Genomic DNA, 12,149 nt, shown 5'->3' on the forward strand with positions numbered 1-12,149 from the left:
GACCGGCCGAAGCCGCCCGACCGGTCAGCTCAACAGCTGCGCCGGATCGGTGAACGGCACCCCCAGGTCGGTGCCCACTTCGTCGCTGAGCAGCAAACCCTCGTGGGTGGACAGGCCGTTAGCCAGCGCGACATCGGACCGGCATGCGGCCTGCCAGCCCTGGTCCGCCAGCTTGAGCACATAGGGCAGCGTCGCGTTGGTCAGCGCGAACGTGGAGGTCCGCGGCACCGCGCCGGGCATGTTGGCCACGCAGTAGAACACCGTGTCGTGCACACGAAACGTGGGCTCGTCGTGGGTGGTGGGCTGGGAGTCCTCGAAGCAACCGCCTTGGTCGATCGAGACATCGAGCAGCACTGCCCCCGGTTTCATCTGCGCCACAAGCGGATTCGACACGAGGCTGGGGGCTTTGCGCCCGGGCACCAGCACCGCGCCGATCACCAGGTCGGCCCGCATGACCGCACCCTCGAGTTCGAGTCCGGTGGAATACCGGGTGCGGATCCGGCCGCCGAACTCGGCGTCGAGTTGGCGCAGCCGTTCGATATTCACGTCGAGGACGGTGACGTGTGCGCCCATTCCGCTGGCGATTCGCGCCGCGTTGTAGCCCACGGTGCCGGCGCCGATCACGACGACATCCGCCGGCCCGGTACCGGGCACCCCGCCCATCACGATGCCGCGTCCGCCGGCCGGCTTCATCAGCTGGTAGGCCCCTACCTGGGCGGCCAGCCGACCGGCGACCTCGCTCATCGGGGCCAGCAACGGCAGCTCGCCGTCGACCGTCTGCACCGTCTCGTAGGCGATCGACGTCACCCCCGAACGCAGCAGCGCTTCGGTGCACGGCAACGACGCGGCAAGGTGCAGGTAGGTGAACAGGATCTGCCCGCGGCGCAGCAGCCCGTACTCGATCTCGATGGGCTCCTTGACTTTCAGCAGCAGCTCTGCGTCGGCCCACACTCCTTCGGCGGCGTCGGCGATCTGGGCGCCGACCGCGACGTAGTCGGCGTCGGGAATCGACGATCCCTCACCGGCGCCGGCCTGGATGGTGACCTGATGGCCCCGACGGGTCAGTTCCCTGACGCCGGCCGGGGTGATGGCGACGCGGAACTCGTTGTTCTTGGTCTCGGTCGGGACGCCGACTCGCATGGCAACTCCTGAGGTTGGTCAATGACGCCGACGACCCTATCCGGCAGGTGCTGCCGCCTCGGCAGTGGTGCGGCCTCAGCCCCGCACCGCTACCGGGGAATGGGTGTCCCCGGCTGAGGACACCTCGAGCAGATCGTCGGGCCCGGCGGTGACCCGAATCCCGAACCTGCGGCTGACGTGTTCGATGGTGCGGCGTAACCACTCGGTGTCGGCCGAGGAGGCTCGGTGCAGGCGCATCTGCTTGACCCGCAGCGGAATCATCTTCAGCGAGAGCAGTTTTCCCGTCGCGGGATCGGTGGAGGCCAAATACAGCAGCCTGAGGTCACCACGGAACGACTCGTGCCCGCCGATGCCCTCGTAGTCGTCGATGACGTCACCGCACCCGTACATGATCGGTTTGCCGCGGTAGATCTCGATCGGCCTGGGATGGTGCGACGAGTGGCCGTGCACGATATCGATGCCGGCGTCGATCAGTCGGTGTGCGAATGCGATTTCACCCGGCGCTACCGCGTAGCCCCAATTGGATCCCCAGTGCACCGAGACGACGGTGACACCATCGCCTTTGCCGTCGCCTTTGCCGGCCAGCACCTGCGCCGCGACGTCGTCGGCGGCCTCGCGTTGCGACGGATCACGAACCAGCCAGACACCGGGCCGGTTGTGTTGCGCGGCCCAGGATTCGGGGACACCGCTGGATGTGGTGGCGACCGAGCCGATGATGATGCGGTGCCGGTCGCTGACCGTGACCACCGCCGGGCGGCGAGCGGCGGGCAGGTCGGGGCCCGCCCCGGCGCCCCGGATGCCGGCGGCGGCGAGGGCCGCGACGGTGTCGGTCAGCCCCTGGTAGCCGAAGTCGAGAATGTGGTTGTTGGCCAGTGCGCACGCGTCCGGTCGCACCGCCGTCAGCGCCGCCACGTTATCCGGATGCATCCGGTAACACACCGGCTTGCGATCTGCGAATTCATTGCCGGTGGTGATCGTCGTCTCCAGATTGACCACGCGGACGTCGGTGCCGACGTCGTCGAGGACATCGAGCACCTCACCCCACGGCCACCGCCAATCGACGGGACGCGGAATCGGCCCGTTCACCCGCTCGGCCAGGCGGACATACCCCGTCGCATCCCGCAGGTACCGTTCACGCAATTCCGGGTGGCCGGGGTGCGCCAGGATCTGATCGACGCCACGGCCGAGCATGACGTCGCCGCCCAGCAGCGTGGTCACCACATCAGAGACCATGCTGGACCACCGCCGCCCACAGCCAATCGGAACACCCGCACTTCGGTCTACAGACCGACACGGTGCTCCGCAAGCGGTAGAACATCAGGAGTGGTCGGTTATGTGGATGTGCGGGCCTACGCCGAACTCAACGACTTCGTCGACCCGGAGTCGCGCGGTCTGACCGTGCGCCGCCCGTTCCGCAGCCATCAGACGGTCAAGGATGTCCTGGAGGCGATGGGCATTCCGCATACCGAGGTCGATCTCATCCTGGTGAACGGTCACCCTGCTGATTTCAGCCACCGGCCGGCTACCGGTGATCGCATTGCCGCCTACCCGACGTTCGAGGCCCTCGACATCGAGTCGACGAGTCGACTGCGTCCGGTGCCGTTGCGTAATCCGCGCTTTGTCGTCGACGTGAATCTCGGCCGGCTGGCGCGGCTGCTTCGACTGCTCGGATTGGACGTGTGGTGGTCAAGCGCCGCCGATGATCCGGCGCTGGTTGACGTCAGCGTGGCGCAGCAGCGAATCCTGTTGACCCGCGACCGCGGGCTGTTGAAGCGCCGCGCCGTCACCCATGGGTTGTTCGTCCACTCCCAGAATCCGGAAGAGCAGACGCTCGAGGTGATCCGGCGACTGGACTTGCGACAACGGCTGGCGCCGTTCACCCGGTGCGTGCGATGCAACGGCAGGCTGGCCGCGGTCTCCAAGGACGAGGTGATAGACCGTCTCGAGCCGCTGACCCGCCGCTACTACCAGGAATTCAACCGCTGCCTGGACTGCGGCCGGATCTATTGGGCCGGTTCACATCATGCGCGACTGGTCCGCCAGGTCGAAAGGCTCCTCGACCGGCTGGCTACCGATGCGGCTCCGGGAGACTGAAGGTGGGCACGGTGGTTTGCTGGATGCAGGATTGATCGACGTCGCGGTTCGGCTCGGTAAGGAACGCCGTCATGATCGATTGGGCGCAGGCGGAAGTGGGCAGCACGCCGTGGCCCACGCCGGGGACCCGCATGACCACGGATTTGCTGAGCCCGGGGGTGATGTCGTTCGTCCACTTGGGTGCGGTGCTCGAGTCGAAGGTGCCCGACAGGATGAGGGTGGGGACCGCGCTCGCCACCGGAAGACGATCGGCAGCATCGGACCTGCCGAGCCCCCACGCGCCACACTCGCGGAAGATCCAGCTTCCGGTCGGCGCGATCCGCAGCACCGAATCGGGCAGCCCAGGCATCGCTGAGCGCGCCTGGGAAAGGGCCTGCCCCGGCGTGGTCCAGTTCGCCATCTCCTGGCAGTAGGTCCCCAGTGCCAGCCCGGCGCCGAGCAGCCCCCGCTGCGCGGGTGGCGGGGCGGTCGCGGCGATACCGGCGGCTGCCAGGGTGCCGTCGCCGTTCGCGAGGCCGAATATCATCCGCGGGATGTCGGTGACTTTAGCCCGGTCGGCGCTCCAATCGAGCACCAGGGGAATCACTTTGAACCCGTCGATGATGACCTGAACCGGATCGCCGTTGGGACCGGTGCTGCCGACCGTCAGCGGTGCCTGACTCAACTTGTTGACGACGTTGATGAGAACCGTGGCCAGGTCCGGATAGGCCGCAGCGCACCCGGGTTGATCGGCGCACGCCTGGAAGATCGCGGCCAGGCCACTGGCGGGGGCTTCCCACCAGCGGTCGACGATGTTGATAGCCGACGGCACCACCGAGTCCAAGACCATCGACCGGATGCCGTCGGGATGTGTCCGCAGGAGTTGCTGGGCCAGGTCGGTGCCGTAGGAGACGCCGTAGACGTTCCATTTGTCGATGCCCAATTCAACCCGCAGGTCGGCGACGTCGGCCGCGTTCTCCCGGGAGCTGTAGGCCGCTAAGTCAAAACCCTTGGACGCCAGCCGGTTCCGGCAGTTGGCGACGGCAGCCGCGTCCAGGTCTGCGGTCTGCGGAGCCTCGAAGGCCAAGTCCACGGCCCGGGCGGTGAAGTCGTCCATTTCCGGACAGCTCAGGTGCGGATCACTGTGGACGGTGCCGCGCTGGTTGACGAAGATGATGTCTCGGTCGGCGTTCATTCCGCGGGCGACCACCCCGGGTGCGCTCAGCGTGCCGGCGCCGCCGGGACCCCCGGCCAGAAAGACGATGGGGTCGGGTTTGGGCTTGTCACTGACCGCTTTGACCCGGGCGACGAGCAACCGGATCGTCCGGCTCTTCGGATCGAGGCGGTTCTCCGGCACTGTGAGATATCCGCAGCTGTAGTTCGCCCCGAGGTCGGCCTGCGGCACCCCGGGAAAGTTCGGCACCGGACACGGCGCTGCCTCGTAGAAGCTCTTTCCGGGTTTTCCGCCGCACGCTGCGAGCAGGCTTGCGGCCAGCGCCACCGATAGCATCGACCTTGTTGCGGCCGAGCCGTCAGAGATGCTGGCACGCAGCCGGTTTCGCACTATGACGCGACGGTTAGCGGGCCGGGGTCAATTTGACCGCGGCGAGCTTCAACCGGTCGACCGCCTCGGCGAACTCGTCGTGTGTTGGGATCCGCGGGTTGCGGAATTTCAGCCCCATCATCCGTTGGGCCCGCTTGGGGCCATAGGACTGGGCGCAGCGCAGGAAAAGATCGGTTACCACCTCGCGGTCCCGGATGAGCTCGCCCCGCATGGCGGTCGTCTTACCGTCGTAGACGACCTGCGCGGGCGCGCCGCCGCGGAAATTCTGCTTCCACCCGGCGCCGGTCAGCGCGTACAGCTCGTTGTCGATCACATGGGCGCTCAACGGAAGTGAAAACTGCCGTCCCGTCTTTCGCCCCGTGAAGTTCAGCACCATCAGTTGTTTGCGTATCGGGCCCGCCAGCGGAGTGCCCAGGAGGAAGCCAAGAACCGGGTTGACGGCCCGAAGCAGGGCCGAAGGCGGGTGCCCGACGTCCACCGCGTACGACTGTTCTGTCATGCCAATACCGTAGGGCAATGCGGGCCGGTAGCGGGGGGTTTGGCCGCACTCTCCTTGCCCGGTCCGCTGGTGAGGGACTTAGGGACCCAGGGTCGTCACGAGCAGTTCTGGGTTTGGCGGGGCCCGGCTATTTCGTTGCCGGTCGGTGCGGGGGGCAAGGCGTGCTGTCGACTGCCGCCGATGGTGTTGTGCCACAGTGGAAGCCATGCGATTCCGGCGTGGGTACGCCGCCGCAGGCCGGTCGTCTCGCGCCACACGTGACGCACCAGCGCCTGGCTCACCGGCTCCCGCCGGCGGGCCAGGCGCTGGCCAGCTACTGCGTTACTGCGTGATCGTGGTCTGCTCGTCGATCACGTTGGTCGCATCCATCAACGGGCCTTGCTCGCTTTCCAGTGAGTCGGCGTTGAGCTGAAGCACGTAAACCGCGTCCTGACCGGGGATCACCACCGTCTTCTGGGCGACGGCGCGCGTCTTGCCGTCCCGCACGTAGCTGCCGCCCAGCTGCCAGGCATTGAAACCGCTGAGTGTGGACGCGGATCCATTGCCCGAACCCTGGTATCCCGGCAGGTTCTGCAGTTCGCCGGGGGCATACTCGATGATCTTCGCCGGGTCCACGTTGCCGGTGAGTTTGGAGACCAGTGCGGAGATGGTGGGCGGGTCCTTGGGGTCGGCCGGCTGACTGTAGACGATGGCGCCGTATGAGGCGCTGCTGTCGTTGGCTGTCTGCCAGCCGTTGGGCATCGGCAAATTGATGGTCGGCGAGCCGGGATCGCCCAGGTGGACCGGGGTTTCGGTGATGCGGTTCTCGGTGACATAGTCGGCGATGGTCTTCTTGGCTTGCGCTCCCGGTGTCGCGCTGGTCGAGGACGCGGATGTTGTCGACGTGGAGCTCGACGTCGTCGACGACGTGGACGTGGAGACCTTGGTTTCGGTCTTTGAGCCGCAACCGGCCAGTGCCAGGCTCACCGCTGCGACTGCGACTACCGCGGTCAGGTGCTTCATATATTGCATCTCCCGAATCTGGGTCCCGGTACCTGCACCGGCGACGTCGGCACTGAGACTAGCCGAACCCGCACGAAACGCAGCCGGTATCAGTGCACGACTTTGACGCATTCCGGTTGCACCAGCGGAAATCTCCGGCCGGTTGTCGGTGTCAATCGCCTCGAAACTGCCACGGGAGGGCATTGTGTGCAGTAAGAGACAGCTATGCGGTCACGGAGGTCGCTGCGGGCCCTGGTGGCACTCGTCGCGGTGCTGGGTCTTTTCGTGCCGTTGATTGCGGCTTCGCCCACGGCCTACGACGGTGAACCGACCTTCGTCGCCAATCCGGTCGACCACGTCGACACGCTCGTCGGCACCGGTTCCGGCGGCGAGATCGTCGGTGAGATCAACAATTTCCCCGGCGCGTCGGTGCCGTTCGGCATGGTGCAGTACTCACCGGACACCACCCACACCTACGCCGGCTACCAGTACCAGAATTCGCGTTCCACCGGGTTCAGCATGACCCACGCCTCGGTGGGTTGCGCTGCCTTCGGCGACATTTCGATGTTGCCGACCACGACCGCACTCGGCGCGCAACCCTGGCGCGCCGCGGAGCGGATCACCCACGACGACACCGAGGTGGGGGTGCCCGGCTATTACACGGTGCGGTTCCCCGCGACCGGGGTGACCGCCGAACTCACCGCCACCACCCGCACCGGCTTCGGCCGGTTCAGCTACCCGCGCGACGGCCGTCCGGCGTCGTTCCGGGTGCGCTCGGGCGCTTCACTCGCCGGAAACTCCCGCGCGGCCATCGAGATCGCCACGGACAACACCACCATCACCGGTTGGGCCACCAGCGGAGGGTTCTGCGGCAAGAAAAACACCTACACGGTGTACTTCGCCATGCAGTTCAGCAGGCCGTTCACCTCCTATGGCACCTGGGACGGCTATGCGGTGTACGCCGGTGCCCGCCGGGCGCAGTCCCGGTACAGCGGGGGGTACGTGGAGTTTCCGGCCGGCTCGGTGCTCGAAGTGCGGACCGCGATCTCCTACGTGAGCATCGACGGAGCCCGGGCAAACCTCGCCGCCGAGGGTGGCGCAAGCTTCGACGACGTTCGCGCGGCCGCCGCGACAGAATGGAACAACGCCTTGTCGCGCATCGGGGTGGCCGGGCGGGATCCCGTTGAGGTGACGACCTTTTACACCTGCCTCTACCGGTCACTGTTGCACCCCAACACATTCAACGACGCGGACGGTCGCTACCTCGGGTTCGATGGTCTCATCCACACTGTTGCCCAAGGACATACCCAATACGCCAACTTCTCCGACTGGGACACCTACCGCAGTCTGGCTCCCCTGCAGGGCCTGCTCTTCCCCGAGCAAGCCGGCGACATGGCGCAATCGCTCGTCAACGATGCCGAGCAGAGCGGGTCGTATCCGCGCTGGGCCCTGGCGAATTCGGCGACCGGCATGATGACGGGGGACAATGTGGTACCGCTCATCGTGAACTTATATATGTTTGGCGGCAAGGACTTTGACGTCGACACGGCGCTGCGCTACATGGTGCGGGGCGCGACTGAGGGCGGTGTCGGGCTGGGCGGCTACGTGGAGCGCCCGGGAATCGCCACCTACCTGCAGTTGGGTTACGGGCCCCAGACGGCGGAGTTTCGCACCGACGGCCGGATCGCCGGGGCTTCGATCACGCTGGAATGGTCGGTCGACGACTTCACCATCTCCCGGTTCGCCGCGGCGCTCGGCGACACCGCCACCGCCGCCGAATTCCAGAACCGGGCCCAATACTGGCAGAACCTCTTCAACCCCAGCACCCGCTATATCTCGCCGCGCAGCGCGACCGGGTTCTTCCGCTACGGACCGGGGTTTGTGGAAACACCGGATGGCTTCGGCCAGGACGGATTCGACGAGGGCAACGCCGAGCAATACCTCTGGTGGGTGCCGCACAACGTCGCCGGCCTGGTGACCGCACTGGGTGGCCGCAAGGCGGTGGTCGACCGGCTCGATCGCTTCACCAAGAAGCTCAACGTGGGCCCCAACCAGCCCTACCTGTGGGCCGGCAACGAGCCGGGTTTCGGGGTGCCGTGGCTGTACAACTACCTCGGACAACCGTGGAAGACCCAGCACACCGTCGACCGGGTGCGCGGGCTGTTCTCGGCCACGCCCGACGGGGCGCCGGGCAACGACGATCTCGGTGCGATGTCCAGTTGGTACGTCTGGGCGGCACTCGGACTGTATCCGAGCACTCCCGGCACCTCGATCCTCACCGTGAACACACCGTTGTTCGATCGTGCCGTAATCGCGCTTCCGGCAGGCAAATCCATCCGGATCTCCGCGCCAGGCGCATCCGCGCCCGGCCGGATGAAGTACATCAGCGGCCTGACCATCGACGGGCGGCCCACCGACAAGACGTTTCTGCCGGAGTCGATCATCCGCACCGGCGGTGACGTCGCATTCTCGCTCGCGGCCAACCCCGACAAGGTATGGGGCACCGCCCCGTCCGCCGCGCCGCCGTCGTTCGGCGCCGGCAGTTCGGCGGTGACGGTAAATATCCCGCGGCCTATCGTCACGATCGCGCCGGGAGCCACGGGGACCGTCACACTCGACGCGCAGCGGATGATCGACGGCGCCGGCGACTACGCGATCACCGGCATCTCCACGGTCGGCGGGATCACCGTGGCCCCGACATCCGGGCGATTCGCCAACGATGGCTCGGCATCGGTGAACGTGGCGATCACGGTGTCGCAGGCGGTGCCCGAGGAGTACTACTTGGTGTATCTGACCACCACGGTGGGTGAAAGCAACCGGAGTTCGGTGGTGCTCGTCGTGGTCATGGATACGGAGTCGAACGGATAGGCAAGCCGGGTTACCCGTTGGGAAGGCGTGCGACCATCACCCGGACAACGCCATCTCATCGTGATCTGGCTCGTCGTCTGCCTGGCGGGCCTGGTGCTGGGCTGGGTGCGGGTCGCTCAGATCATCTCGTTCTTGGTGAGCCAGCGCATGATCGGCCAGCCGAGAAACACCGGGAGCCAGCAGGTGAGCACCCGATAGAGCAGCACCGAGGGGACTCCGATGGCCGCCGGCACCCCGAAGGCGGCCAGCCCACCGATCAGAGCCGCCTCGACGGCGCCGACGCCGCCGGGGGTGGGGGCGGCCGAGGCGAGCGTACCGCCGACCATGGTCACCACGGTGACGGTGACGAATGTGGTCCCGCCGCCGAAGGCTTCGACGCTGGCCCACAAGGCCAACGCCGCGCCGAGAGTCGTTCCGGCACAACCCAAGAGGATGATCGCTAGGCGTCGCGGTTCGCGGGCGAGCGCGGCCAGGTCGCTCGACACCTCCTTGAGCTTGGGCCGCACTTCCGTCGAGAGCCACCGCCGCAGATTGGGCACGAACAGAAACGTGCCGATAATGCCCAGCGCCACGCCGCCGATCAGATACAGCACGGTGGCGGTCGGGACGAAGTGGGAGAGGTCGGCCGACGTGCCAGCGACGGCGCTGAACAAGATCAGCAACGCCAGGTGGACGATCACCTGGACCGATTGCTGCAGCGCCACGGCCGCGGTGGCGCGCAGTGCGGTCAGGCCGCTCTTCTGCAGGAAACGGGTGCTGAGGGCGAGCCCGCCCACGCCAGCCGGGGTGGTGGTTGCGGCAAAGGTGTTGGCCACCTGGACAATCGACAGCTTCACGAAGCTCACCTGGCCGTCGGCGCAGGTCCACAATGCCGCCGCCGCGCCCACATAGGTCAGCGCCGACACCGCCAGACCCAGCAGCGCCCACGACCAGTTCGCGTGTTTGAGCTGAGAGAAGAAGGTCGGCACGGTGCTGATGAACGGGTACGCGACATACACCAGCGCGCCGATCAGCACCAGTTGGATGATCTGGCTGCGGCTGAACCGGGTGATGGTCTGGGTTTCGATCTGATCGGCGCCGGTTTGGCGCATCACCTCCGAGCGGGCGTTGGAGATGACGGTCTTGGTGTTGGCTACCGATTCGCGGATGCGTTTGGGCACTGCGGATTTGGTAAGCCGGCGCGATGCCGTCAGGATGGTGTCGGCGCCGAAGGCGTCGATCGCCGCCGTCACCGTGGACTGCGCGTCGTACAGCGCCGTCGTCGTCACCAGGAGCTGGGCGATGTCGGATTGCAGTTGGGCGTCGGTGGCCCCGTATTCGGCGGCGCCGAACCCGCCGAACAGCACGGTGCCGTCGTCGACTGTGATCGCGTTGCAGCGCAGGTCTCCGTGGGAGATCTGGTGGTCGTGCAGGATGCGCAGCGATTTCCACACCTGGGCAACCGGAGTCTGGCTTGTCCACTCGTCGAGGGGGATCCCGCGAACGGGCTGGTGCGCATACAGTGTCCAGCCGCGTTCGAGGTCGGACAACGCGATCGTCGACGTATTGGCGACGCCGGCTTGTCCGATGGCGATGGCCATGAGGGCGCGATGCTCGACGGCGCGGCGCATGGAGGTCTGCAGCGGCGCGGTCTCGGAGCCGCGCAGCCGCAGCTTCCACCAGAGTTGCCGCAGCGCGCCGCCGCTGCGCTGATGCGGGCCGTACAACTCGACCGCTGCCCGGGACTCGGGATCGGTCGAGGTCGCCGACAGAACCAGTGGACCGGGTCCGCCCGGGCGCACGACCGTGAGCATGGAGGCGACGAATCCGCGTCTGGCCAGCGCGCGGACCGCGCCGTCCAGCGGCACCTCGAGGGCGGGGGTGCCGACGACCAGGACCACCAGCGCGCCGACGAACCATCCCACCGCCAGCCCCAGCAACGACCGGGCCGGGACGATGGCGCTGATGACGAGGTGGATCGGCACGAAGGCCAGGAGCAGCGCCCACCACCAATGCCGCCAGCGGGCCGGCAGCCACGGGCCCGAGACGGTGAGCACCGCCGCGAGCATCGCGATCCAGCGTGGGTCGTCGAGGAACTGGGCGGGCAGCGTGGTGAGCTTGTCGGACAGGTCGAAATGCCAACGCGGTGCCGCGATGCGGTTGCTGTTGATCGACAACGGCAGAAAGGCCATGAGGGCGGCGGCCGCATACGCACCGAGCAGCTTCCATTGGCGGGATACGATCAGGCCGATCAAGATCATGAACGGCAACGCCAGAATCGCGATGCCGTAGACCAGGTACACCAGATCGGACTGGGCGGGCGACAGGACGCCGACGATCTCGGAGATGGATTTCTCCAGCGCGATCCACTGGGGGCGGGTGAACAGTGAACTCGCGATCACCGCGGGCAGGAAGACCGCCGCCAGGGTGAGCCGGATGATGTCGTTGGTGCGCCGGATTACCGGGGGCAGCAAGCTACCGGAAACGGTGATGTCGCGCCCGTCAACTCGCATATTTGTTTCCGATGATCCTTCGGATCTGGTTTCGCGCCGCGCTGTCCGCCGTGCTTGTCGTGCTGGTCGTGCCTGTCCTGTCGACAACTTAACCATTGCGGATGCGCCGGCCGATGTCGGCTCGTGCCGGTGACGAACGGCCCGGCGGGTTACTGCCCACGGCGGTGCGCCGCAGCCGTGGTGCCGCCGTAGTGGTGCTTGCTGAGCCGACCTGGCGTCGCGTCACGCTCGTCCCGCCAGGCAGCTAGCCCCCGGAAAGTGGACGTGACATCACGGTCATTTTGAGTCCGTATCGGCGTACGACGCCGGCGCGTCCCGTTGCGGCTGAGGACATTCCGGGTAGTCCGGGCATCGCCGCGGGTGCGGCATCGCTGGTCGGCAGGGTGGTCAAGGGGGCTGCCAGCTGTTGCGGGTTGAGTGGTCGGTAGTTGTCAGTGGTGTGCGGTAGGAACAAAGGTATGAATCTGGCGGCGTGGGCTGAGCGCAATGGTGTTGCGCGGGTGACTGCGTATCGCTGGTTTCGCGCTGGTCT

9 protein-coding genes and 1 pseudogene are annotated in these 12,149 nt (G+C 66.8%); 3 read left to right on the forward strand and 7 right to left on the reverse strand.

Going from position 1 to position 12,149, the window contains the following annotated elements:
- Positions 1 to 24: 24 nt before the first annotated feature.
- Positions 25 to 1,140: an alanine dehydrogenase gene (ald, locus tag EET03_RS03495; protein ID WP_075544181.1), complete on the reverse strand. Its 1,116-nt coding sequence runs from the start codon at positions 1,138 to 1,140 to the stop codon at positions 25 to 27.
- Between the two features lie 75 nt (positions 1,141 to 1,215).
- A complete protein-coding gene (locus EET03_RS03500) occupies positions 1,216 to 2,373 on the reverse strand; it encodes a CapA family protein (RefSeq protein ID WP_075544180.1) in 1,158 nt (385 codons plus the stop codon).
- Between the two features lie 90 nt (positions 2,374 to 2,463).
- Here EET03_RS03500 and EET03_RS03505 point away from each other — a divergent pair, with 90 nt between their 5' ends.
- The gene (locus EET03_RS03505) at positions 2,464 to 3,234 is read left to right on the forward strand and encodes a Mut7-C RNAse domain-containing protein (RefSeq protein WP_075544179.1); all 771 of its coding nucleotides are present in this window, start codon (positions 2,464 to 2,466) and stop codon (positions 3,232 to 3,234) included.
- Here EET03_RS03505 and EET03_RS03510 read toward each other — a convergent pair.
- From EET03_RS03510 to lpqN, 3 genes are all read right to left on the reverse strand, one after another.
- The gene (locus EET03_RS03510; RefSeq protein WP_075544194.1) at positions 3,209 to 4,723 is read right to left on the reverse strand and encodes an alpha/beta hydrolase; all 1,515 of its coding nucleotides are present in this window, start codon (positions 4,721 to 4,723) and stop codon (positions 3,209 to 3,211) included. The two genes, EET03_RS03505 and EET03_RS03510, sit on opposite strands and share 26 nt — an antisense overlap.
- A 67-nt stretch (positions 4,724 to 4,790) precedes the next feature.
- Complete coding sequence (locus EET03_RS03515; protein ID WP_075544178.1) at positions 4,791 to 5,276, reverse strand: hypothetical protein; 486 nt, start codon at positions 5,274 to 5,276, stop codon at positions 4,791 to 4,793.
- Between the two features lie 321 nt (positions 5,277 to 5,597).
- Positions 5,598 to 6,278, reverse strand: coding sequence for an envelope biogenesis lipoprotein LpqN (gene lpqN, locus EET03_RS03525; protein WP_099194319.1), 681 nt, complete (start codon positions 6,276 to 6,278; stop codon positions 5,598 to 5,600).
- Positions 6,279 to 6,482: 204 nt separating this feature from the next.
- Here lpqN and EET03_RS03530 point away from each other — a divergent pair, with 204 nt between their 5' ends.
- Complete coding sequence (locus tag EET03_RS03530; RefSeq protein ID WP_075544177.1) at positions 6,483 to 9,125, forward strand: GH92 family glycosyl hydrolase; 2,643 nt, start codon at positions 6,483 to 6,485, stop codon at positions 9,123 to 9,125.
- Between the two features lie 116 nt (positions 9,126 to 9,241).
- Here EET03_RS03530 and EET03_RS03535 read toward each other — a convergent pair whose 3' ends face one another.
- The gene (locus EET03_RS03535) at positions 9,242 to 11,617 is read right to left on the reverse strand and encodes a lysylphosphatidylglycerol synthase transmembrane domain-containing protein (protein ID WP_075544176.1); all 2,376 of its coding nucleotides are present in this window, start codon (positions 11,615 to 11,617) and stop codon (positions 9,242 to 9,244) included.
- Positions 11,618 to 11,861: 244 nt separating this feature from the next.
- Positions 11,862 to 12,104, reverse strand: a complete 243-nt coding sequence (locus EET03_RS32270; RefSeq protein WP_082274809.1) for a PPE family protein, SVP subgroup — start codon at positions 12,102 to 12,104, stop codon at positions 11,862 to 11,864.
- On the opposite strand from EET03_RS32270, the pseudogene EET03_RS31120 reads away from it, so the two are divergent.
- A pseudogene (locus EET03_RS31120) lies at positions 12,076 to 12,149 on the forward strand (IS607 family transposase); the annotation flags it as partial. The gene EET03_RS32270 and the pseudogene EET03_RS31120 overlap by 29 nt on opposite strands.

The sequence above is a fragment of the Mycobacterium innocens genome, assembly GCF_900566055.1.
GTDB lineage: Bacteria > Actinomycetota > Actinomycetes > Mycobacteriales > Mycobacteriaceae > Mycobacterium > Mycobacterium innocens.

Bases quoted from the DNA above. Each gene is read 5' to 3' on its own strand.
- ald (WP_075544181.1), bottom strand. From the start codon at position 1,140: ATGCGAGTCGGCGTCCCGACCGAGACCAAGAACAACGAGTTCCGCGTC.
- EET03_RS03500 (WP_075544180.1), bottom strand. From the start codon at position 2,373: ATGGTCTCTGATGTGGTGACCACGCTGCTGGGCGGCGACGTCATGCTC.
- EET03_RS03510 (WP_075544194.1), bottom strand. From the start codon at position 4,723: ATGCTATCGGTGGCGCTGGCCGCAAGCCTGCTCGCAGCGTGCGGCGGA.
- EET03_RS03515 (WP_075544178.1), bottom strand. From the start codon at position 5,276: ATGACAGAACAGTCGTACGCGGTGGACGTCGGGCACCCGCCTTCGGCC.
- lpqN (WP_099194319.1), bottom strand. From the start codon at position 6,278: ATGAAGCACCTGACCGCGGTAGTCGCAGTCGCAGCGGTGAGCCTGGCA.
- EET03_RS03530 (WP_075544177.1), top strand. From the start codon at position 6,483: ATGCGGTCACGGAGGTCGCTGCGGGCCCTGGTGGCACTCGTCGCGGTG.
- EET03_RS03535 (WP_075544176.1), bottom strand. From the start codon at position 11,617: ATGCGAGTTGACGGGCGCGACATCACCGTTTCCGGTAGCTTGCTGCCC.